A 21898-nucleotide genomic window follows, 5' to 3' on the forward strand; every position below is an offset into this window, starting at 1 on the left:
ATGGGCCGGAAGGGTGATTCAGGAACCGTGTCCCGGGAACGGGAACCGGCCGGGGTGCGGAGCCGCCGCACCGGCGACAGCGTGTCGGTCACCAGGCCGCCCCCAGGGCAGCCCCGCCCCCGCTCCCGCTCCCGCTCCCGACCTGAGGAGGGACACCTGTGCTCACGGTCCTCACGTGCGTCGCACTGGTCGCCGCTGCGGTCTGCGCCGCCATCCGCATGGAGGCGGTGTGGTTGACGCCGCCCGCGTCCCCCGACGCACGACGCCCGCGGGACATGGTCCCCGTGTCCCCCGGCGGGCAGGTCTGAGCCCTCCTACGGGCCCGCTGTCGTGCTTCGAGTTGCGAACGCGTCAGTGAGGGCCAGCATCGTCCTCAGCACGACCGGCGAGGCGATCGACCGGCGCACGGCCACGGAACACGTTTCCGAGGTGGAGCGCCACGGCCAGCCGGAACGACACCGGGTCCAGACCGAGGGCTCACGCACTGCTCCACGACCCGGGGCGGACGTCTCGGGAAAACGGCCCGGAAGGAAACACCCATGAACCGCGACTACACCCCCGACACCCTGTTCAACGCCACCGTCACCGGCAGCGACGGGGACAAGATCGGCAAGGTCGACGAGGTCTACCTCGACAACCGCAGCGGCGACCCGGAGTGGATCTCCGTGAAGACCGGGCTCTTCGGTTCGAACGTCTCCCTGCTGCCGTTGGCCCAGGCCACCGTGTCCGGCGACACCGTCACCGTTCCCTTCGACAAGGCCATGGTGAAGAACGCCCCCCACCACGACCCGGGTGCGGAACTCAGCGAGACCGACGAGGCCGACCTCTACCGCTACTACGGAATGAACGACACCTACGGGTCCGTCGGCGACACCTCGGACGCGAACACCCGCACGGGTGAGTACGCGACGGGCGAGTACACCTCGACCGACCGCGAGAGCACCCTCGGGACCACCGGGCAGACGACGGGCGGCACCGCGGGGACGACGCAGGAGTTCACCGAGGGCTCGGGCCGCGGACACGACACGTCCGGCCCCGACACCGACAACGCGATGACGCGCTCCAAGGAAGAACTCCGCGTCGGCACCGAGACCCGCGAAGCGGGCCGGGCACGCCTGCGCAAGTACATCACCACCGAGAACGTCTCCCGCACCGTGCCGGTCTCGCACGAAGAGGTCGTCGTCACCCGGGAACCCATCACCGAGGCGAACCGCGGCGCGGCCCTCTCCGGTGGCGACCTCACCGAGGAGGAGCACGAAGTCGTCCTCACCGAGGAGCGCGCCATCGCCGAGAAGGACGTCGTCCCCGTCGAGCGCGTCCAGGTCGGCACCAAGACCGTCGAGAGCACCGAGACCGTCCAGGCGGAGCTGCGCGAGGAGCAGATCGACCTCGACGCCGACAGCACCGTCAAGACCGGCACCACGGGGAAGCACGACCCCCGCGACTGACCCGGACCGCCTCGCACCGACCTCGACGTCAGGACACACGATGGAGAACCCGAACTCGGCCCAGGAGGGTTTCCTCGCCGGAAACCCCTCCGCCGCAGCTGATGTCGGCGCCGAGGTCGGTGCGGAAGTGGTGCTGCACCAGGAACGACTGAGCATCACCACCCGACGGGTCCCGGTCGAGAAGGTGCGCTTCACGAAGCGGATCGTCACGACCACGCGAACCATCGAGGTCCCCGTCCGGGTGGAGCAGCTCGTGGTCACCCACGAGCCCCTGTCGGACGAGTTCCCCGTCACGGACGGCGAGGTCTCCCCGGAACTCGTCATCGTCCTGCACGAGGAGGTTCCCGAGGTCACCCTCAGGGTCGTCCCCGTCGAACGGGTCTGGGTGGCGGTCAGGACCGCGACCCGGGACGAGGTGGTCGCGGTGGAACTCGCCACCGAGGTGGTCGACGTCACCCGTACGTGACACGCTCGTTGGAACAGCACGCTGGAGAACACCGGCGCCCCGGACGACACCGTCCGGGGCGCCGTTCGCATTCCGGACACCTCTCCGGGAAACCCTGACGAGGAGCCACAGATGAGCACACCGAGCAGCGACGGCGCTCACGCCGCCACGGGTGGCCACGACGACCACCACGGGCGGCCCCGGGTCCACGACGACGCACCCCAGGTGATCCACCGCAAGGACGACAGGGCGGGTACCGACACGTCGCGCACCCCCATGGACCGCACCTCGGTGCTCAACCGGGAGAAGAACGCCCACGGCGGCATCAAGGTCGGTTCGGCGTTCTTCGGCTGGCTGACCGCGACCGGGACGGCTGTCCTGCTGACCGCCCTGATCGCAGCGACCGGAACGGCCGTCGGGCTGCCCGGTTCCGGTGACCTGGGGCGCGCGGTGTCGCAGGCGGCGGACTCCGCCACCACGAATGCCGCGACCATCGGCATCGCCGGTGCCGTGGCCGTCCTGGTCGTCCTGCTGGTCGCGTACTTCTGCGGCGGGTACGTCGCAGGACGCATGGCCCGCTTCGACGGGGTCAAGCAGGGTTTCGCGGTCTGGGCCTGGGCCGTGGTCATCGCCGTGGTGGTCGCCGTCCTGGCTGCCGTCGCGGGTGACAAGTACGACGTCCTGGGGCGGCTGAACAGCTTCCCCCGCATCCCGATCGACTCCGGGTCGCTCACCGCCGGGGCCGTCATCACCGTCGTCGCCGCAGCGGTCGTCGCGCTGGTCGGGGCGGTCCTGGGCGGACTGGCCGGCATGAGGTTCCACCGACGGGTGGACCGGGCCGGACTCGGCCGCTGACCGCGCGCTCCCTGCGCACCCCGGCGGGCCGGACCCACCGACACGTCAACCCACCACTGCGGAGAGAACTCCGCCATCGCACGAGGAGGAACGCATGTCCCAAGGAACGGGACCAGAGTTCGGCACCGACCAGAAGCCGTCGGAGATCGCCTACGACGCACTGACCGGGCACACGACCCCCGCTGACCCCCAGACGGGCGCCCACGCCGCCGCACCGTCCTCCACCGGGTACGAGGTGAACGACGGCGGTGCCCACGAGGGCACCGGTGGCCGCGCCGAGCAGGCCGCAGCGGTCAAGGACCAGGCGCAGCAGCGGGCCGGCGAGGTCGCCGGGACCGCCAAGGAACAGGCCGCCAACGTGGCCGGGACCGCCAAGGAGCAGGCCGCCAACGTGGCCGGCACGGCCAAGGAACAGGCCGGGAACGTCCTGGGCGAGGCGAAGAACCAGGCCGCCGACCTCTTCGGTGACCTCCGTCGCCAGCTGAGCGAGCAGTCCGACGGCGTCCGGGACCGCCTCGCCGAGTTCCTCACCGGTGCGGGCTCGGAGCTCAGCGACATGGCCGGCGCCGGTGGTGGTTCCGGCTACGCGACCCAGGTCGTCCGCCAGGTCGGGGACCGGGCCTCCAGCTGGGGTTCCCACCTGACCAACCACGACGCGGCGGACCTGCTGGAGCAGTCGCGCACCTTCGCCCGCCGCAAGCCCGGGACCTTCCTGCTGGGTGCCGTGCTGGCCGGGGTCGTCGCAGGACGGCTGACGCGCGGGGCGAAGTCCCACCACGACGCGACGACCGCCACCGAGACCACGCCGGTCACCGCGCCGGTCACCACTCCGCAGGTGCAGGCCACCCCCACCACCGTGCCCACCTCGGCGCCGTACTCCGAGACGGACGCCATCGTGACCCGCACCCGGCCCACCACGCCGCTCTTCGACGAGGACGCGCCGTTCGTCACCCCGGACACCCGGCCGTGAGCGGCGGCGCGACGGCCGCCACGCCGCCGGGAGGAACGGACCGGCAGGAAGGCGACGAGAGGTCCCTCGGCGACATCGTCGGCAGCATCACCGGCGAGTTCTCCACCCTGGTGCGCCAGGAGATCGCCCTGGCCAAGGCCGAGGCGACCCAGGACGCCAAGACCGCCGGCAAGGGCGTCGGCATGCTCGCCGGCGCAGGCGTCGCCGGGCACCTGTTCCTCATCGCCCTCTCCGCCCTGGTCGTCATCGCCCTCGGCGGGCTCATCGGTTACGGCTGGTCGGCGCTGATCGTGACCGTCGTGTGGGCCGTGATCGCCGCCGTCCTCGCCGTCACCGGCCGCAAGGAACTCCGCAAGATCCCCCCGCCCCTGGACAACACCCAGCAGAGCCTCAAGGAGGACGTGCAATGGCTGAAGAACCGCAACAGCTGAAGCAGGACATCGAAGGCACCCGGAGCCAGCTCTCCAACGACCTGGACGCGCTGACCGACCGCCTCAACCCCTCCAACGTGGCCCAGCGCCAGGTGGACAAGGCCAAGGCCAACGTCGCCACCGGCATCGCCGGGGTGAAGGACCGCGTCATGGGCAGCGCCCACGACGTGGCCGACACGGCGCGCAACGCCGCCGACTCCGGCCGCGGCGGGGCCTCCGACGGCAAGGCCGCGGTCAAGCAGCGCACCCGGGGCAACCCCATGGCGGCCGGGCTCATCGCCTTCGGCGCCGGGTGGCTGCTCTCCGCGCTGATCCCGGCCTCGGAGCAGGAGACCGAGGCCGCCGGCGCGGTGCTCGAGAAGGCGAAGACCCAGGGTCAGCCGTTGCTCGACGAGGCGAAGGCCACCGCGTCCGACATCGGCTCCTCGCTGGGCGCCAAGGCCAAGGACGCGGCCGCCTCCGTGAAGGAGACCGCGCAGGACGCGGCGAGCACCGTGCAGAGCGACGCCCGGGACGCGGCCGGGACCGTGCAGGGCGACGCCCGGGACGCGGCCGGGACCGTGAAGGACCACGGGACCAGCGCGGCGCAGGACGTCACCCAGAACGCGAAGGACACCGCCCGCTCCTGACGGCGGCGGGACGGACGACGAGAGGGCACCGGTGGACCGTTCGCGGTCGCCGGTGCCCTCTCGTGCGTCCGGGGGCGTCGGTCAGGCGTCGGTCACGCCGCCCGCGTCCTCCGTGTCGTCCGTGTCGTCCGTGTCCTCCTCGCCGGGCCCGAAGAACCCGTCGACGACGTCCAGCACCGCACCGGCCAGACCGGGGCGGGCCGTCCACGGCTCCACCGACGACAGCACCCCGAGGTCGACGATCCGCGCGAGCAGCGCCGACGTCGTCTCGAACTCGTCCTCGTCGCCGCTCTCGGTGAGCAGCTCCCGCAGGCGGCCCGAGGTCATCGGGTCCAGCACGGACGCGGTCACGGCGGAGAGCGCACCGACGATCGCCGCCGGCGACTCCGACGCGGCCAGGGTGCCGCTGACGGCCGAGGCCAGGATCGTCGTCGCCACGTCGCAGCGGTGGTCGACGTCGTCCAGCGCCGGCACGGTGGTCTTCCCGTCCACCACGACGACGACCTCGTTCGTCAGCAGCTCGGCCCACTCGACCAGGGGGTCGAGGGCGGGCGCGAAGGGTTCGAGGTGGCGGCGGAGGACGTCGATCGCCGGACCCGCCTCGGGCTCCCCCGCCTCGACGCCGAGCGCCAGTTCGCCGAGGGCGGCGAGTCCGGCCGCCACGACCGGGAGCGAGGAGAGGTCCTCGAGCCGGGTCTCGGTGGGGACGGCGAGCTCCGCGGCCTGCAGGGCGTCGAGGACGGTGCCCCGCCCGGAGGTGGTGCCCGCGACCCCCCCGGAGGCGACGTCGAGGCAGTCGGCGAGCTCCTCGGGCTCACCGGCCCACTCCTCCGTCTCCCCGAGGAACATCAGGTAGGACGTCCACGCGACGCGGCTCTCGTCCACGAGTTCCTGGGCGTCGAGCTCGTTGTGCTCGGCCACCGCGGGGACGATCTCGGTGAAGAGTTCCTGCAGCTCCTCGGGGTGGAACCGGCGCGCGGCGGCCGGGGTCGGGTCGAGCTCCAGGGACAGGACCAGCCAGCCCAGGGACTCCATGAGCCTCGCCTCGAGGTCACCGACCTCCAGGGGTGCTTCGCCGGCCTCGGCGTCGTCGAGGAGTTCGGCTTCCAGGAAGCGCCGGAACGGCACCTGCAGGTCGCCGAGGACCTTGCCGCCGGCCCGCAACGGGGACATCTGGGTGCCGGTGGCGGCCCGCTGCGCGGGGTGGCCGTGGGACTTCTTCTTCTTCGGCACGGGTACCTCTGGGCCGGGGACGGTCGGAGGCCCCAGCGTAGTGGTGGCCCGCGGCGCCACCTCCGCGACGGCGTGGCGCTTCAGCCGGCGGTGCGGACGTCGAGCGCCTCGACCTCGGTGAACCCCAGCCGCGCGTACACACGGGCGGCGCGGTCGTCGTCGGGTTGCAGGTGGGCCAGTGCGGCGCCTCGGGCGAAGGCGCGCCCGAGCAGCCAGGACGACAACCCCGCCGCGATCCCCCGCCGCCGGGCCGCGGGGAGGACGGCCACCCCCGCCAGCAGCACCGCCGGCCCGGCCCGGCCGTCGGAGCGCACGGTGTGGGCGCTCGCCACGGGGACCCCGTCGACGTGGGCGATCGCGACCTCGACGCGCCCGTTCGCGAGCAGCCCGCCGAGCCACTCCCGGGCCGCCCCGGGCGGTCCGCCGAAGGCCGCGACGTCGACGGCCACGACGGCGTCCAGGTCCCCCGGCTGCCCCGCGGACGCGGTCCGCACCGAGGTCCCGGCCGGGACGTCGACCGGCCGGGAGCTCGCGGGCCACAGGCCCGCGAGGCGTTGCCGGACGATCGGTTCCCCGCCCGGCCAACCGTCCGGCCAGGGCGTCGACGCCGGCAGCCGCCAGGCCCACGGGGTGGCGCGGGCCGCGAACCAGGCCGCGACGGCGAGGGGGTCGGTCCGGGCGGGGTCGTCCAGGTCGGCCGCGTTGTACTGGGCGAAGTCCGTTCCGCTGCAGGCGGTCCGGGCGCCGCCGAACTCGGCGTGGGCGCCACCGGGTCGACCGCCCGAGCTCACGGCCCAGGCGTCGGCGTGGGCGGTGCGCACGAGCGGTCCGGGGATCTCCACGGCCACAGCCTGTGCGACGCTGGCGCCGTGGACCAGCGCGTTTCGCAGTGGTGGGCCGAGGCCGACGCACGAACCCGGCGCACGGTCGCCGGGATCGCCGACGGCCAGCCCCTCCCCCCGCACCTGGCGTGGTCGTTGCAGGCGGCCGGGTTGCACGCCCCCTCGATCGGACAGGGGGCCTACGCCCAGCCCCCGGAGTTCGCCGCAGCTCTCGGGGAACTGCGCGCGGAGCCCGGCTGACCGCCCTCCACCTGCCCGTGGTGGCGGCGCGGTCAGGCGGTCCGTGGTCGTTCGGCGGCGGTGATCACCGGGTCGTCGTCGGCGGCGTCCCAGCCGAGCTCGCGCGCCGCGACGTCGGTGGCGTAGAAGGACGAGTTCCCCGTCGGGGCGGACCGCCAGGGAACCCCCGGGTGGAACCGCGCCGCGAGTTCGGCGGTCGGGACCGGGCTGACGGTGCGGGCGCCGACGACGTTGGCCACGACGTGCCCGGGCCGGCTGCGCCCCAGCGCGCGCAGGCACGCCGCGGAGGCCGCGGCGAAGGACACCCAGCCCCAGAGGTCCTTGCGCCGCTCGGCCTCCCGTCCCGGGTCGTCCTGCTCGTACCGCTCGCGCAGGCCGTGGAAGCGGAGACTGGTGAGGACCGCCGCGGGACGGCGACGGGCGAAGGCGTCGGCCGCCTGCTCGCCGAGGAACTTGGAGATCGCGTAGGGGTCCTCGCTGTAGCTGGGGTGGGTCTCCTCGACCGGGAACCAGTCGTAGCGGGGGGCGGCGCTGAACGCGGCGCCGGTGGCGTTGATGCTGGAGGCCAGGCAGACCCGCTCCACCCCGGCGGTCTCGGCGGCCAGCAGCACCGCCCACGTGCCGCCGACGTTCAGGGAGAGGACGTCGTGCGGGTCGTGCCCGAGCGGGCTCGGCCGGGCGGCGAGGTGGACGACGCCACCCGCCCCCGCGAAGACCTCGGCCAGGGCGACCGGGTCGGTGACGTCCACGGAGCGGGGCTCGACGCCCTCGGACTCCGGCACGGTTCGTCCGGTGTCCAGGGCGAGGACCTCCCACCCGGCGCGGACCGCGCGCGGGACCAACCGCGCCCCCAGCGCCCCACCGGCGCCCGTCACCACCAACCGTCTGCTCACCGGCCCATCCCACCGCCTCGGCGGGGGGACCGCACCCGGTGCGGCGGGGTCAGACGAGGCGACGCTCGGAGTGGTTCAGGCGCACCCGCAGCACGGTCGCGATGACGTCGCGGGAGGCGATGCGACGTCGCACCCGGCGTCCGTCCTCGACGACGACGACCTCGGGGCAGACGAGTCCGGTCGCGGCCAGCGCCGCCGCCGCCTCCCGGGAGAGCACCTCACCGGGACGCACCGCGGCCAGCGCCGTGCGGGTCGGGATCGGCAACGCCTGCCACCAGGCCGCGAGCGCCGGGTCCAGCTCCTGCCGGACGTAGCCCGTGCCACCCCAGGTACCCGAACCGGGGCCGCGGTCGTGGTTCCCGGTCGCCTGCACGTTCTCACTCACGTCAGCAGTCTGGTCGATGTTCGAACATCGCGCCTCCGGAGGGGGGTGCGGACCCGTTCGGACCCTCAACTCCGGCGACCGCACTGCCGAGGACGTGGGGACGGACGACGCACCACCGGGAGGACATCGACGTGTTGGCGGCTCTCATCGTGCTGCGCACCCTCGTCGTCGTCGCCTCGTTCCTCGTCGTCGCCCGGCGGGCGGCCCGTGAGCGCCGGACGCGGACCCCGGCGCGGGACACGTGGGCGTCCTACCGCCTCGGTCTGGGCCTGCTGGCCGCCAGCAGCGTGCTCGAGACGGTCCTGGTGCTGCTGGGTGCGTCCGTCGGCCGCGTCGGTCCCGGTGCCGTCCTCGTCCTGCGGGTGAGTAGCACCGCCGGCTGCTTCTTCCTCTACCACGGCATCTCGCAGTGGTACCGGGCCCACGACAAGAGCCGTCCCTCGGGGCGCGTCGACTGGCTGGCCGGGGCGAGCTGCGTCCTGGGTCTGGCCGGGCTGGCCAACGTCGCCCTCGCCCTCCCCGACGCGACGGCCGGTCCGGCCCAGCAGCTGCGGGTCGTCCACGTCGCCTCGCTCGCCGTCCTGCTCACCGCCGTGGCGTTCTTCTCCCTCACCCTGCCCCGGCGCCTGCGCGGCCGGGCCACGATGGTCGCCGGCGCGGTCGGGTCCGTCCTGGTGACCCAGGTCGTCTACCTGCTGCACGGCCCGGAGCTCGGCGTCGTCCTCGCCTGCTGGGCGGCGTGGGCGTGCCTGACCCTCTCCTACGCCGTCGCCGCCTGCCTGCCCCCGATCCCGCTGGGCCACCAGCAGCACCGCATCCTGTCGGTCCCCCTGGTCAGCTCCACCGGTCTGGTGCTCGGTCTCGTCGCGCTGGTCGGCGCCGGGCTGGGCCTGGGGCCCGCGCACTGGGCCCTGTGGTTCGGGGCCGCGGCCATCGCCGGGTCGGGAGCACGGCTGGTCCGGTTGGTCCGCGACCTCGCCGACCACGACCGGGCCCGCCGGCAGGCCCGCACCGACGACCTCACCGGTCTCGCCAACCGCCGCGAGTTCCTCGACCGCCTGCGCCGCAGCGCCGGGGAGGGCTCGCCGTTCGCGGTGCTGCTGCTGGACCTGGACCGGTTCAAGGAGGTCAACGACCAGCACGGCCACGCCGCGGGTGACGAGCTGCTCACCGCGACGGCCATGCGGCTGGGGGCGGTGCTCCCCCACCCGGCGCTGCTGGCCCGCCTCGGCGGCGACGAGTTCGCCGTCCTGCTGCCCGGTGCCGACGCGGCCGAGGCCGTGACGACGGCCGGCTCGATGCTCGCCGCCGTGTCCCGGGTCGACGTCGTGCTCGGTTCCGTCGTCGCCCACACCGTCGGGGCCAGCGTCGGGGTCGCCACCAGCACCGGCGCCGACGGCCTCAGCGGTGAAGAGCTGCTGCGCCGCGCCGACGGGGCGATGTACACGGCGAAGGTCGGTGGGCTCGGCGTCGCGCTGCACGACGAGGTCACCGACCGCGCCTGGCGCAGCCGGGTGCTGCTGTCGGAGGAACTGCACGAGGCGCTGGGTGCGGACGCCGGCCCCGGCGCCGCGGACGCGTTCGAGGTGCACTACCAACCGCAGGTGTCCCTGGTCGACGACGAGGTCGTCGGCGTCGAGGCCCTCGTGCGGTGGAACCACCCCCGCCTCGGTCTGCTGGCCCCCGGCGCGTTCCTCGACGTCCTCGAGGAACGCGGTCTGATGCCGGCCCTGACGGTCCACGTCGCCCGCCGCGCGGTGGCCGACCTGGCGGGGTGGCGCGCGGCCGGGCACGACCTGCGGCTCTCCATCAACACGTCGAGCACCTACCTGTCCAACCCGCAGCTGCTGGAACTCCTCGACGAACTGGCCGAGGGGACCGACCCCTCGCGCATCGTCGTCGAGGTCACCGAGACCTCGTTGATGAACGAACCCGAACGGGCCCTCGCGACGTGCCGCGACATCACCGCCCGCGGGTTCTCGCTGAGCATCGACGACTTCGGCACCGGCTACTCCTCGCTGGCCTACCTGGCCAACCTGCCCGCCACCGAGCTGAAGATCGACCGGGCGTTCACCTCCCGGGCCCTCGTCGACGACCGGATCACGGCGATCGTCGCCGGCACCGTGGACCTCGCCCACCACCTCGGTCTGCGGGTGGTCGCCGAGGGCGTCGAGGACACCGGCACCCTGGAGCTGCTGCGCGGGCTCGGCATCGAGGAGTCGCAGGGCTACCTGCACAGCCGGCCCGTCCCGGCGGGCGAGTTCCTGCGGTGGTTGCGCGGACGCACTCCCGCGGTCGTGTGACGCTCACCCCGTCAACCCGTTCTCGTAGGCGAAGACCACGATCTGCACCCGGTCCCGCAGCCCGAGCTTGCGCAGGATCGCCCCGACGTGCGTCTTCACCGTCGACTCCGAGACGAACACCAGCCGGCCGGTCTCCGCGTTCGACAGCCCGCGGGCGACGGCGTCGAACACCTCGCGCTCCTTCACCGTCAGGGCGAGGAACTGCGGCGGCGGGGGTCTCGTCGCGGTGAGGTCGCGTTCCAGCAGCCGCGTCAGGTCCCCCGGGGCCAGGACGGCGTTGCCGGCGTGGACGGTGCGGATGGCGTCGGCGAGCTGCGCGGGCGTGGTGTCCTTCAGCAGGAACCCGCTCGCCCCGTACCGGATGGCCGTGGCCGCCCGGTCGTCGAGGTCGAACGTCGTCAGCACGATCACCCGCACCGGCGCGGCCCGCCGCGCCACCCGTTCGGGCAGGAAGATCTGCCGGGTCGCCTCGACCCCGTCCATCTCCGGCATCCGCAGGTCCATCAGCACGACGTCGGGCGAGAGTTCCTCGGTGAGGCGCACCGCCTCCAGCCCGTCGCCCGCGGCACCGACGACGTGCAACCCCTCCTGCGCGTCGACGATGACCCGGACCCCGGCCCGGAACAGGTCCTGGTCGTCGACCAGCAGCACCGAGATCACGCGCGCACCGGAACCCGCGCCGTCACCGAGAACCGCCCCGCCGGGCCGGGCGCGACCTCCAGGCCGCCACCGACGCCTTCGAGGCGCCGCCGCATCCCCTCGACGCCCCGCCCACCCGCCGAGGTCGTGCCCCCCGCAGCGGGGATCCCGTTGCTCACGTGCAGCTCCAACCACTGGTTCCCGGGGCCGGAGGACTCCCCCGGCCACCGCTGGACGACGGTCACGGGGGCGTCGCGGTCCCCGTGCCGGAGGGCGTTCGTCAGCATCTCCTGCAGCACCCGGTAGGCGACGGCCGCGAGTTCCGGCGGCAACGGACGCTCGGCCCCCGAGGTCGAGGAGACGATCCGGAAACCCGTCCCCCGCGCACCCTCGACCAGGCTCTGCAACCGCCCCGGCGCCGGCGGCTCCGCCGAGGCCGAGAGGACCTGCTGGACGTCGCGCAACGACGCCCGGGCCGTCCCGGCGATGGTGCCGAGCGTCGCCTTCAACGCCGCCGGGTCGTGGTCGGGGAGGAACTGACCCGACTCCGCCTGGGCCAGGATCACGGCCAGGGAGTGCCCGACGACGTCGTGGACGTCGCGGGCCAGGCGGGCCTGCTCCTCGCGCAACCGCGCGATCTCGTACGCCTGCGCGGTCTCCAGGTGGGCCTGCGCCGATTCCCGTTCGGCGGCGACGCGTTCACGACGCGACGTCGCGGCACTGCCCTGGAAACGCAGCGCGAGCCCCGCCAGCCAGGCGGCGGCCAGCACGAGCAGCAGGACGACCAGCGTCGCCGCCGTCCCGAACAGGTTGAAGGCGAACTCCACCTGACGCCGGACGAGGATCCCCGGGTAGTAGTACCCGCTGAACAACGCCCCCGCGGCCACGAGGGTGCCCGTGACGATCGAGACGCCGGACAACCCCAGGACGAGGGGACCACCCCACCGCGCCGCCGAGAACGCGACGAAGAGCATGAAGGCCTGCGACAGCAGCATCGGGACGGAGTGGGTCAGCTGCAGCAGACCCGTCAGCCAGGTCAGGCCCAACGCGATCCCCGGCAACGGCCGGGCGATCCCCACGGTCAGCGCGACGAGGAGGACGAAGAACGGGCTCGCGCTCTCGTAGCCCGAGTCCGTCCGGACCCAGATCTCCGCCAGACCCGCACCGGCGGTGAGGAGGCCGAGCAGCACGTCGGGACCGAACCGGCGCGCCGGGGTCGTCTCGTCGAGGTCGTCCATCGGGACCACCGTAGTCTCCCGGGCGCTCACACCAGGGCGTCGCGGACGAGCACGTCGAGGAGGTCCCCGTACCCGAGACCGCCCGCCGCGAACATCAACGGCGCCGCCGAGTGCGCCGTGAACCCCGGTGTCGTGTTCACCTCGTTCAGCACCACCCCGTCGGCGGTGAGGAAGAAGTCCGCCCGGGCCAGTCCCCGGCAGCCGAGGGCGTCGAAGACGGCGACCGCCGCCGCCTCCAGCGCGCCCGCCTCGGACGGGTCGAGGTCGGCCGGCAGCCGGATGTCGGGGTGGCCGCCGTACTTCGCCGCGTGGTCGAAGATGCCGTCCCGCACGACCTCCTCGATCGGCGCGGTCCGCCGCGTCCCGTCCGGCCGGGCCAGGACCGCGACGCAGAACTCCCGGCCCACGACGAACTCCTCCACGAGCACCCGGTCGTCCAGCGCGACGGCGCTCGCGAGCGCCGCGGGCAGTTCGCCGGGTTCCCGGACCAACGACACCCCGAGGCTGGAACCCGCCGTGACGGGTTTGACCACCACGGGTCCGCCCCAGGGTGCGGCGAGGAGTTCCTCCCGGTCCGCGGAACCGGCCAGCAGCCGGCCGGGGGCGGTGGCGACGCCGACGGCCCCGGCGATCAGTTTCGTCGCCCACTTGTCCAGGGCCAGCGCGCCCGCGCCGACGCCGGAACCGACGTAGCGGACCCCGGCGAGTTCGCAGAGCGCGGCGAGGGTCCCGTCCTCCCCGTGGACCCCGTGCAGGACGGGGAACACGACGTCGCAGGTCTGCAGGACGCGCACGGCCCCGGCGAGGCCGAGCGGGCGCAGTTCGTCGTCGCGCCAGAGACCGTCGCGGTCGACGGTCAACCGGACGGCCCGGTGGTGGCCGGTCTCCTCGAGCCCGGCGGCGACGGCGGCGGCCGAGGCGAGGGAGACGTCGTGCTCGCCGTTGCGGCCGCCGCCGACGACCGCGACCCGGATCTGCCCCTGGTCCAGGGTGGAACTGTTCACGTCGGAGAACTCCGTTTCTCTCCCCCCGCGGTGCGGGTGGGTCAGGTGGTGCTGCGGTGGACCCGGCGGCCGAGGCCGACGAGGAGTTCGGCGTCGAGACGGCCGCTCCAGCGCGCCCAGTCCGACAGTCGCGGTTCGCCGTCGTCCCCGGGGCCGAAGACGGTCACGTCGGCGCCGAGGAGGAGTTCGGGGGCGGGCAGGTCCGCCAGCTGCCCGAGGTCCACGACCGTCTGGTCCATCGACACCCGCCCGACGACGCGGCAGCGACGGCCGGCGACGCTGACCTCGGCCTCGGCGGCGAGGTCGCGCGGGACGCCGTCGGCGTAGCCGAGGGGGACGAGCCCGAGGGTCGTGTCCCGCGGCGCGTACCAGGTGCGGCCGTAGCCGACGGGGGTTCCCGCCCGCACCCGGCGCACCGCGGTCAGCGGCGCCCGGAACGTGACGGCCCCGCGCAGCGGAACCGTCCCGGTGGGGTCGATGCCCAGCAGACCGGCGCCGATCCGCACGAGGTCGTGGTGCGAGGAGGGGTCGGCGAAGGTGGCGGCGGTGGCGGCCAGGTGCGCGTCGGGTTCCAGTCCCACGCGCCGGGCGACGCGGAGACCGTCCTCGAACCGGCTGCGCTGCAGCGCGTTCTCCCGCGGGTCCTCGGCGCAGGCGAGGTGCGACATGACCCCGACGACGTGGAGGCGGCCGGAGCGTTGCGCGGCGGCGGCCTGTTCGCACAACCGTGCCCACTCCCCCACCGCGGCGCCGTCGCGGGTCATCCCGGTGTCCAGGTGCAGGTGCACGCGGGCCCCGCGCGGCATGCCGAGCAGGTGGGCGAGACCGGGGACGGCGAGGTCGACACCGGCGGCGACGGCGGGGCGGAAGTCGGTGTCCGAGGGGTTCAGCCAGCTCAGCACGGGCGCGGTCACGCCCTGCGCGCGCAACGCCAGGGCCTCCGCCACGCCGGTCACCCCGAGCGACGTGGCCCCGCCGGCCAGGGCGGCGCGGGCGACGGCGAGGGCCCCGACGCCGTACCCGTCGGCCTTCACGACCGCCATCACGGCCGCCGACGTGCGACCCCGGACGAGGCGGGTGTTGCGGGTCACGGCCGCGAGGTCGAGCCCCACGGTCGCCGACCCCGTGCGGGGCGCCGCGGCGAGGGTGGAGTTCACGACCGCACCTCCTCGAGGGGACCGTGCAGCGCGTGCTCCGCTCCGGTGACGGCGGCCCAGTAGCGGTCCCCGAAGCTCCAGTGCCACCACTCGGTGGGGTAGTTCACGAACCCCGCGGCGAGCAGCACGTCCCCCAGGACCTCGCGGTGGCGGCGGGCGGTCGCACCGACGGGCGCGGCGGTGGCGCACGCACCGCGGGAGTCCTCGGGCGTCGCGTCGATCGGGGTGCCCAGGTCGAGTTCCCGGCCCCGCTCGTCGACGAGGGTGAGGTCGACGGCGGAACCGGCGACGTGGGGGGCGACCGCGACGGGGGCGACGAACCGGCTGGTGAGGTGGTGCACGAGGTCGTCGTCGGCGTCGGGGTGGGCGGCACGGACCTGCGCGGAGTAGGTGGCGATGATCGCCCGCTGGGCGGAGAGTTCCCGGAGACCCTCGACCACCCGCAACGAGGTGCCCCGGGGCAGGCCGTCCTGGGCGAGGGCGAGCCGGGCCGCGACGGCGCGGCGCACCCGGGCGCCGGCGGGTCCGAACCCGGGGCCCAGGACGACCAGCGGATCGCCGTCCTCCCGCACGGGGACCGCGACCACCACCGGGTCGCTCATCAGCAGTTCGACGTTCATCACGTCCTCAGCCTGCGGTGACGACGGGTACCGCGGGATCACCCGCAGGTACCGACGTCCGGTCCTCGAGGTGGAGGCGTCCCCGCCCGCCGGTGGGGCAGCGTCGGGGTGTGCTCGAGATGACGCTGCAGCAGATCGCCACCGCCGTGGACGGCCTCGTCGTGGGTGACCCCGACCTCCTGGTCCGCGGGTCCGCCTACCTCGACACGCGTCGTGCCGTCGAGGACGGGCTCTTCGTCGCGGTGGCGGGGACGCGGGTCGACGGCCACGACCACGCGGGCGGGGCCCACGCCGTCCTCGGCTCCCGGCCGACGTCCGCGCCGACGGTGGTCGTCGCGGACCCGACCGTGGCGCTCGGCCGGCTGGCTCGCGCGGTCGTCGCGCGCCGGGCGCCCCGGGTCCTCGCCGTGACGGGCTCGCACGGCAAGACGGCGGTGAAGGATTTCCTGGCCGCGATCCTGCCGGGCGCGACGGCGACGCACGGCAACCAGAACAACGAGCTCGGGGTCGCCCTCACCGCGTTGCGGCTGCCCGCCCGCGGTGGCGACCTGGTGGTGGAGATGGGGGCCCGCGCCGTCGGGCACCTGACCTACCTGGCCGGGATCACCCCGCCGGACCTCAGCGCCGTCACGGCGCTCGGGCACTCCCACCTCGAGCGGTTCGGTGGCCCGCACCTGCTGGCGGCGGCGAAGCGCGAACTGCCGCAGGCGACCTCGGGGGTCTGCGTGCTGAACGCCGACGACCCGCGGGTGCTGGCGATGGCCGCCCACACCTGGGCGCGGGTCGTGACGTTCGGAACCCGCGGGGACGTCGGCTGGAGCGCGGTGACGCTGGACGAGGTCGGCCGGGCGAGTTTCCTGCTGCACCCCGGGGACACGCCGGTGGCGGTGCGCCTGGGGGTGGTCGGCGCGCACCAGGTCGCCAACGCGGCCTGCGCCGCCGCCCTCGCCCTGGCCGCGGGAACCCCCGTGGAGGCCGTCGTGGCCGGGCTGGAACGCACGGGCGCGGGCGAACGCCGGTTGCAACCCCGACGTCGTGACGACGGCGGGCTGCTGCTCGACGACTGCTACAACGCGGCTCCCGCCTCGATGGCCGCCGCGCTGCGGGCCCTCGCCGCGGTGGGCGGTTCCGGGCACCGGGTGGCCGTCCTGGGCGCCATGCGGGAACTGGGCGAGGCGAGCGGGAGGGGGCACCGGATGGTGGGCGCGCTGGCCCGCCGCCTCGGGGTCGACGTCGTCGGGGTCGGTCCCGGCGCGCAGGACCTCGCGGCGGGCGGCACGTGGGTCGCGGACCCCGGGGCCGCGCTGGAGGTGTTGCGGGAGAGGTTGTCCCCCGACGACGTCGTGCTGGTCAAGGCGTCACGGACGGAACGGCTGGAACGCGTCGCCGACGCCCTGCTCCCCCGGTAGCGCGACGGCGGCGCGCACGGAACCGTCCGTCCGCGCCAGCGCCTCCCGGGCCGCGGCGGGGTCGCGGCCGGTGAGCGCCACGACCAGCGCGGTGGGCAGTTCACCATCCGCCCGGGCGAGGGTCTCCGCGGCGGCGGCCGCGGTCAGTCCCGTGATCTCCTGCAGGACGCGGACGCTGCGCGCCTCCAGCTTGGCGTTGGTGGCGACCAGGGACACCATCAGGTTCGAGTAGGTGCGGCCCAGCCCGACCATGACGGCGGTCGAGAACCCGTTGAGCACCATCTTCGTCGCCGTCCCGGCCTTCAACCGGGTCGAGCCGGTGAGGACCTCGGGACCCGTGTCGACGGCGAGGACGTGGTCGGCGAGCCCCGCGAGGCGCGGGGCGGGGACGTTCGCGACCAGCGCCGTGGTGGCTCCGCGGGCGCGGGCCGCGCGCAACGCCCCGGCCACGAAGGGGGTCCGTCCCGACGCGGCGATCCCGACCACCACGTCGTCGGGACCGAGCGACGCCACCGCCGCGGCTCCGGCGTCCTCGTCGTCCTCCGCGTTCTCGACCGCGTCGGTGAGGGCGCGCTCGCCCCCCGCGAGGTGGGCGACGAACCGGCCGGGTTCGAGGGTGAAGGTGGGGCGCAGCTCCGCGGCGTCGAGCACCGCGAGCCGCCCGGAGGTGCCCGCGCCGACGTAGTGGACGCCGCCCCCGCGCCGCAGGGCCGCGACGGTCGCGTCGACGAGGGCCGCGAGCTGCGGCAGGACGGCCGTCACGGCGTCGGCGACCCCGCGGTCGGCGTCGTTGAGCATCCGCAGCACCTCGAGGCTGTCGACCTCGTCGAGGTGGGCGGTGCCGGGGTGGCGCTGCTCGGTCGGCAGGTCTGCGGTCTCGGACGCCGGGGTCGGGCTGGTCACCGGCTCAGGCTCGCACACGCGGGGAGCCCCAGGCCGGAGTCGAACCGGCGACCATCCGCTTACAAGGCGGGCGCTCTGGCCTCTGAGCTACTGGGGCGTGGGTCGTGCCCCGCAAGTCTGGCACACGGGGATCACCGTCCGTGGCCCCTCAGAGCAGGGTGTCGAGGTCCCACTCGGCCAGGTCGAGCACCGGTTCGGCGTCGAGCACCCGCGGTTCGAACCAGACGACCTTGCCCGGGCCCGGGGACAGCTGCTCCACGCCCCAGTTCGTCGAGAGCGAGGCGACCAGTTGCAGACCCCGGCCGGTGGTCGCGGTCGTGGCGAAGTGCCGGGGTTGCAGGGGGGCCGGCGAGGAGTCCCGGACCTCGATCCGGACCCGGCCCGAGGGCAGCACCCGGACCGCGAGGGAGAAGTCGGTGCGAGCGTGCAGGACGGCGTTGGTGACCAGTTCGGAGACCGCGAGCTCCGCGGCCTCCTCGAGGTCCTCGGCGTCGAGACCGCGCAGCACCCCGCGCACGTAGCGGCGGGCCGAGGCGACGCTGCTGGCCATCGACTCCATGACCATCGGTTCCCCCACCAGGTCCCCCGCGCTCTCGCCCGCACCGTCGGGCCGGGGGCCGGGGCGCGGGGCGAGCGAGTGCGCGGACGGCCGCGGGCCGGGAACGAACGAGGTCCCGGCCGGGGGACGCCAGGCGCGCGGTTCCTCACCGGCCAGCTGACGCACCGACTCCTCGACGAACCACCGCCGGTAGGCGACCACCTCCTGGGAGGCGGGCAGGCTGAGGAGCTGCTCGGACCGGCAGAAGGCGTCGGCCTCCTCGAGGACCCGGCCCAGCCCCTGGACGAAGACGCCCGCGCTGAGCGGCACGGTGTAGGTGACGTCGCAGAAGTCGTCCCCCGCGGCGAGCGCGGCGGCGATCACGGCGTCCGGTGCCGCCCGGAAGGCGACGTAGGTGGTGTCGAGCTCCGCGGCGATCTGCAGCAACCGCAGCGGCAGGCTCGGACCCTCGCCGTCCTGGGCCGCGATGCGGATGAGGGAGAGCTCGCGCGTGAGTTCCTGCAGGTGCTGGCCGAACCGCACGCGGGCCTGGACGGGGAGTCCGAGCAGGTGCACCTGGACGAAGCGCTCCGATCCCTCCACCCTCCGAGTGTTGCACGGGGGCACGCTCGACGGTCCGTCGACGTTTCGCCGCGTCGGTCGCGGGGTGCGCGACCCCCGTCGCGGGGTGACGCTGTCGGGGTGCCCGCCCTGCGAGACCCCTCGCGCCCCACCTCCGACCTCGCCCGGCGCGTTCGTCAGGCCTTCCGCAGCCGGGTCTCCGGCGACCCCACCGGGGCACCGGACTGGGTGCGCGACATCGCCCTCGTCGGGACCGGTCCCGGGTGGTTCGACCCCGAGGGCGTGGTCTGGCGGGTCCACGGCGACCTCTCGACCCTCGTCGGCGGGATCGCGGCCCTGCTCGGGCAGGGCGCGCACCCGCTGGCCTCGGCGGGGGTGCAGCGTCACTCCTCCTACCGCAGCGACCCGTGGGCCCGGCTCGCCGGGACGGCCCGCTGGCTGGTCCTGACGACGTTCGGCTCGGCGGAGCTCGCCGAGCGCGAGGCCGGGCGGGTGCGGGCGATGCACGAACGGGTCCGCGGCACGACGGCCGCGGGCCGGGCCTACTCGGCGTCCGACCCCGAACTGCTGCGCTGGGTCCACCTGGCCTTCACCGACGCCTTCCTCGCCGCGCAGACCGCCGTCGGGCAGGACCTCGCACCGCGGTTCGGCCGGACCTGGGGCGACGACTACGTCGCGGACTGGGCGCGCAGCGCCCGGGCGCTCGGGGCGGAGGACCTCCCGTCCTCGCGGGCCGGGCTGGCGGAGGCCCTGCGGGAGCTGGAGCCGCACCTGGAACCGGTGCCGGCGGAACTCCTGGGTTTCATCGCCGACCCGAGCGGCCTGAACCGCGTCGAACGGGGTTTCTACGCCGAGCTGGGGCGGGCGGCGCAACTGGTGGTCTCACCGTCGGTGGCGCGCTTCGCCGGGGTCCCCGGCCGGGGTGACCGCTCGCCCGCGGCCCGGGCCCGTCTCCTCCGCGCCCGGTGGGAGCTGCGGGCGCTGCACCTGACCCTCGGCCGGTTCAGCCCCTCGGAGGAGGCGGCCCGGTTCCGCACCGGGTCGGCGCCCCGGCCGGACTGGCTCGACGCGCACCCCGCCCGGTACCCGGCCTGACGGTCCGGAAGGGCGTCGTACGGTGGGGGCCGGCCCACCCCGAGGAGAACCGCCCATGCACGTCGGAGTCGACAACTTCGTCTCGGCCATCACCGACCCGGCGACCGGTCGGGTGGTCGGGCCGGAGGAGCGGATGCAGGACCTCCTCGACGAGATCGTCCTCGCCGACCAGTCCGGGGTCCACGCCTTCGGGATCGGCGAGCACCACCGACCCGAGTTCTACGACTCCGCCCCCGTCGTGGTGCTGGCCGCGGCCGCCGCGCGCACCACCCGCATCCGCCTCGCCAGCGCCGTCCTGGTCCTCAGCGCCGCGGACCCGGTCCGGGTGTTCCAGGAGTTCTCCACCCTCGACCTCATCGCCCACGGCCGCACCGACCTCGTCGTCGGCCGGGGTTCGTTCACCGAGGCCTACCCGTTGTTCGGTCTCGACCTGCGCGACTACGCCTCCCTCTTCGAGGAGAAGCTCGACCTGCTGCTGCGGCTGCGCGCCTCCGAGAAGGTGACCTGGTCCGGCCGCCACCGCCCGGAGCTGGTCGACCAGGGCGTCTACCCGCGTCCGGTGCAGCACCCGCTGCCGGTGTGGGTGGGGGTCGGGGGGACCCCGGAGTCCTTCGTCCGCGCGGGCCTGCTCGGGCTGCCCCTGGTGGTCGCCATCATCGGTGGTGAACCGGCCCGGTTCCGCCCGCTCGTCGACCTCTACCGCCGCGCCGGGGCCGAGGCCGGGCACGCCCCCGAGACCCTGCGGGTGGGCCTGCACCTGCCGGGGTTCGTCGACCACACCTCCGCGGCGGCCCGGGACGCGTTCTTCCCCGGCTGGTTCGAGATGATGGGCCGCATCGGGCGGGAACGGGGTTTCGCCCCGCCGAACCGGGCCCAGTTCGAGCAGCAGGCCGGACCCGACGGGGCCTTCGTCATCGGCGACCCCGGCACGGTGGCCGGGAAGCTCACCCGGATCGCGGCGTCGCTCGGCGGGGTGGAACGCATCTCGTTGCAGATGACCAACCCGCAGACCTCGCACGCGAGTCTGATGCGCAGCATCGAACTGCTCGGCAGTGCGGTGGTTCCCGCGGTCGCCTGACCCTCAGGCGATCGCCGGCGGGGCCACCCGTTCCCCCGCGCGGACCACGACGACGCCGGTGAGGACCAGCGCCCCGCCGGCGAGCTGGATCCCCCGGGGCAGTTCGTCGAGGAGGACCCAGGCCAGCACGACGGCCGAGACCACCTCGAGCAGGGCGACGAACGAGGCGAGGCGGGACCCGAGGCGACGGCTCGCGGCGATCCCCGTGACGTAGGCGAAGGCCGCGGTGACGAGCCCCAGGCCCAGGACGGACACGAACCACGGCACGGGGCGCCCGCCGTACACGGCGTCGTCGTTGCCGGCCTCCAGCGGCAACGTGCCGACCGCCCCGAGCGCCCCCAGCAGCACCGCGGCCACGAGCAGCCCGCCGCCGGCCAGGGCCAGCGGCGGCAACCCGTTGTCCTCGTCGGCGGAGAGGACGAAGTACGCCGCGGCGCCGACCATGGCCCCGAGCGCCCACAGGACCCCGATCCCGTCGAGTTCGACCCCGGAGAACAGGTCCAGCACGGCGACCAGGCCGAGTCCGGCGATCACCGTCCCGACGACGGTCAGGGGCCGTGGTCGCTGCCCCTCGCGCAGCCACGACCACAGGACGACGGCCGCGGGGGCGGTGTACTCGATGAGCAGCGCCGGTCCCACCTGCAACCGCTGCACGGCGGAGAAGTAGCAGAACTGGGCACCCGCGACGGCGAGGACCCCGTACGCGAGGACAACGGCAGCGTTGCGGCGCAGCAGGTCCCACCGTCCGCGCAGCGAGCGCGCGCCGAAGGGCGCCACGATCACCGCGGCCAGGGCGATGCGTGCGCTCACCACGGCGCCAGGGCTCCAGCCGGTGTCGAGGAGGCCGCGCGCCAACGGGCCGGAGAGGGAGAAGCTGACCGCGGAGAGCACCGCGAGGGCGAGCCCGCCCGCGGCACGGGAATCCGGTCCGGTCACCCGCTGCACGACGGGGACGTGTGGC

Annotated in this window: 24 protein-coding genes and 1 tRNA gene; 12 read left to right on the forward strand and 13 right to left on the reverse strand. The window is 74.6% G+C overall.

The features are described from left to right. Nucleotides 1-158: 158 nt before the first annotated feature. The 7 genes from ACFQ46_RS08885 (at nt 159) to ACFQ46_RS08915 (ending at nt 4778) form a co-directional block, all read left to right on the forward strand. A complete protein-coding gene (locus ACFQ46_RS08885; RefSeq protein WP_380259136.1) occupies nt 159-308 on the forward strand; it encodes a hypothetical protein in 150 nt (49 codons plus the stop codon). A gap of 231 nt (nt 309-539) precedes the next feature. Then, a complete protein-coding gene (locus ACFQ46_RS08890; RefSeq protein ID WP_380259137.1) occupies nt 540-1448 on the forward strand; it encodes a DUF2382 domain-containing protein in 909 nt (302 codons plus the stop codon). A gap of 40 nt (nt 1449-1488) precedes the next feature. Continuing rightward, complete coding sequence (locus tag ACFQ46_RS08895; protein WP_380259138.1) at nt 1489-1914, forward strand: YsnF/AvaK domain-containing protein; 426 nt, start codon at nt 1489-1491, stop codon at nt 1912-1914. Between the two features lie 111 nt (nt 1915-2025). Next, on the forward strand, nt 2026-2748 hold the full coding sequence (locus tag ACFQ46_RS08900) for a hypothetical protein (protein ID WP_380259139.1): 723 nt from the start codon (nt 2026-2028) through the stop codon (nt 2746-2748). Between the two features lie 94 nt (nt 2749-2842). Next, nucleotides 2843-3718, forward strand: coding sequence for a hypothetical protein (locus ACFQ46_RS08905; RefSeq protein WP_380259140.1), 876 nt, complete (start codon nt 2843-2845; stop codon nt 3716-3718). Beyond that, complete coding sequence (locus ACFQ46_RS08910) at nt 3715-4149, forward strand: phage holin family protein (protein ID WP_380259141.1); 435 nt, start codon at nt 3715-3717, stop codon at nt 4147-4149. Before ACFQ46_RS08905 ends, ACFQ46_RS08910 begins: the two co-directional genes overlap by 4 nt. Beyond that, entirely contained in the window at nt 4125-4778 is a 654-nt protein-coding gene (locus ACFQ46_RS08915) for a DUF3618 domain-containing protein (protein WP_380259142.1), read from the forward strand. The genes ACFQ46_RS08910 and ACFQ46_RS08915 overlap by 25 nt, the downstream gene beginning before the upstream one ends. An 81-nt stretch (nt 4779-4859) precedes the next feature. Here the strand turns inward: ACFQ46_RS08915 and ACFQ46_RS08920 are convergent, their stop codons facing one another. Both ACFQ46_RS08920 and ACFQ46_RS08925 read right to left on the reverse strand, forming a co-directional pair. Then, on the reverse strand, nt 4860-6011 hold the full coding sequence (locus ACFQ46_RS08920) for a hypothetical protein (protein ID WP_380259143.1): 1152 nt from the start codon (nt 6009-6011) through the stop codon (nt 4860-4862). A gap of 80 nt (nt 6012-6091) precedes the next feature. Beyond that, nucleotides 6092-6853: a GNAT family N-acetyltransferase gene (locus ACFQ46_RS08925; RefSeq protein WP_380259144.1), complete on the reverse strand. Its 762-nt coding sequence runs from the start codon at nt 6851-6853 to the stop codon at nt 6092-6094. A gap of 27 nt (nt 6854-6880) precedes the next feature. Between ACFQ46_RS08925 and ACFQ46_RS08930 the strand changes: the two genes are divergently transcribed. Further along, nucleotides 6881-7093, forward strand: coding sequence for a hypothetical protein (locus ACFQ46_RS08930; protein WP_380259145.1), 213 nt, complete (start codon nt 6881-6883; stop codon nt 7091-7093). A 32-nt stretch (nt 7094-7125) separates the two neighbouring features. Here the strand turns inward: ACFQ46_RS08930 and ACFQ46_RS08935 are convergent, their stop codons facing one another. Both ACFQ46_RS08935 and ACFQ46_RS08940 read right to left on the reverse strand, forming a co-directional pair. Then, entirely contained in the window at nt 7126-7986 is an 861-nt protein-coding gene (locus ACFQ46_RS08935; protein ID WP_380259146.1) for an NAD-dependent epimerase/dehydratase family protein, read from the reverse strand. Between the two features lie 49 nt (nt 7987-8035). Next, nucleotides 8036-8371, reverse strand: coding sequence for a hypothetical protein (locus ACFQ46_RS08940; RefSeq protein WP_380259147.1), 336 nt, complete (start codon nt 8369-8371; stop codon nt 8036-8038). 131 nt (nt 8372-8502) lie between these two features. Here ACFQ46_RS08940 and ACFQ46_RS08945 point away from each other — a divergent pair, with 131 nt between their 5' ends. After that, nucleotides 8503-10674 carry a putative bifunctional diguanylate cyclase/phosphodiesterase gene (locus tag ACFQ46_RS08945; protein ID WP_380259148.1) on the forward strand — a complete coding sequence of 724 codons (2172 nt, stop codon included), beginning with the start codon at nt 8503-8505 and terminating at the stop codon, nt 10672-10674. A gap of 3 nt (nt 10675-10677) precedes the next feature. On the opposite strand, the gene ACFQ46_RS08950 is transcribed toward ACFQ46_RS08945, so the two are convergent. The 5 genes from ACFQ46_RS08950 to ACFQ46_RS08970 are packed head-to-tail and all read right to left on the reverse strand — an operon-like array spanning nt 10678 to nt 15332. Further along, a complete protein-coding gene (locus tag ACFQ46_RS08950) occupies nt 10678-11334 on the reverse strand; it encodes a response regulator (RefSeq protein ID WP_380259149.1) in 657 nt (218 codons plus the stop codon). Next, nucleotides 11331-12551 (reverse strand): sensor histidine kinase, encoded by a 1221-nt coding sequence (locus tag ACFQ46_RS08955; protein ID WP_380259150.1) that lies wholly within the window; start codon nt 12549-12551, stop codon nt 11331-11333. Before ACFQ46_RS08955 ends, ACFQ46_RS08950 begins: the two co-directional genes overlap by 4 nt. Nucleotides 12552-12577: 26 nt before the next feature. Next, nucleotides 12578-13555: a D-alanine--D-alanine ligase gene (locus tag ACFQ46_RS08960; protein WP_380259151.1), complete on the reverse strand. Its 978-nt coding sequence runs from the start codon at nt 13553-13555 to the stop codon at nt 12578-12580. A 41-nt stretch (nt 13556-13596) separates the two neighbouring features. Further along, nucleotides 13597-14712 (reverse strand): alanine racemase, encoded by a 1116-nt coding sequence (gene alr / locus ACFQ46_RS08965; RefSeq protein ID WP_380259152.1) that lies wholly within the window; start codon nt 14710-14712, stop codon nt 13597-13599. After that, a complete protein-coding gene (locus ACFQ46_RS08970) occupies nt 14709-15332 on the reverse strand; it encodes a M15 family metallopeptidase (RefSeq protein WP_380259237.1) in 624 nt (207 codons plus the stop codon). Before ACFQ46_RS08970 ends, alr begins: the two co-directional genes overlap by 4 nt. 119 nt (nt 15333-15451) lie before the next feature. On the opposite strand from ACFQ46_RS08970, the gene murF reads away from it, so the two are divergent. Then, complete coding sequence (gene murF, locus ACFQ46_RS08975) at nt 15452-16741, forward strand: UDP-N-acetylmuramoyl-tripeptide--D-alanyl-D-alanine ligase (protein WP_380259238.1); 1290 nt, start codon at nt 15452-15454, stop codon at nt 16739-16741. Here the strand turns inward: murF and ACFQ46_RS08980 are convergent. The 3 genes from ACFQ46_RS08980 to ACFQ46_RS08990 all read right to left on the reverse strand — a co-directional run bounded on the left by ACFQ46_RS08980 (nt 16691) and on the right by ACFQ46_RS08990 (nt 18785). Beyond that, nucleotides 16691-17644, reverse strand: coding sequence for an N-acetylmuramic acid 6-phosphate etherase (locus ACFQ46_RS08980; protein WP_380259153.1), 954 nt, complete (start codon nt 17642-17644; stop codon nt 16691-16693). The genes murF and ACFQ46_RS08980 overlap by 51 nt on opposite strands. A 24-nt stretch (nt 17645-17668) precedes the next feature. Beyond that, nucleotides 17669-17741: transfer RNA gene (locus tag ACFQ46_RS08985), tRNA-Thr, on the reverse strand. Between the two features lie 51 nt (nt 17742-17792). Continuing rightward, the gene (locus tag ACFQ46_RS08990) at nt 17793-18785 is read right to left on the reverse strand and encodes an ATP-binding protein (RefSeq protein WP_380259154.1); all 993 of its coding nucleotides are present in this window, start codon (nt 18783-18785) and stop codon (nt 17793-17795) included. Between the two features lie 99 nt (nt 18786-18884). Between ACFQ46_RS08990 and ACFQ46_RS08995 the strand changes: the two genes are divergently transcribed. Then, nucleotides 18885-19859 (forward strand): oxygenase MpaB family protein, encoded by a 975-nt coding sequence (locus ACFQ46_RS08995; protein WP_380259155.1) that lies wholly within the window; start codon nt 18885-18887, stop codon nt 19857-19859. A 55-nt stretch (nt 19860-19914) separates the two neighbouring features. Then, a complete protein-coding gene (locus ACFQ46_RS09000; RefSeq protein WP_380259156.1) occupies nt 19915-20937 on the forward strand; it encodes an Atu2307/SP_0267 family LLM class monooxygenase in 1023 nt (340 codons plus the stop codon). 3 nt (nt 20938-20940) lie between these two features. On the opposite strand, the gene ACFQ46_RS09005 is transcribed toward ACFQ46_RS09000, so the two are convergent. After that, nucleotides 20941-21873 carry a DMT family transporter gene (locus ACFQ46_RS09005; protein ID WP_380259157.1) on the reverse strand — a complete coding sequence of 311 codons (933 nt, stop codon included), beginning with the start codon at nt 21871-21873 and terminating at the stop codon, nt 20941-20943. Nucleotides 21874-21898 lie beyond the last annotated feature (25 nt).

Origin of the sequence: Kineococcus sp. GCM10028916 (assembly GCF_042674865.1) — a bacterium.
Taxonomy (GTDB): domain Bacteria; phylum Actinomycetota; class Actinomycetes; order Actinomycetales; family Kineococcaceae; genus Kineococcus.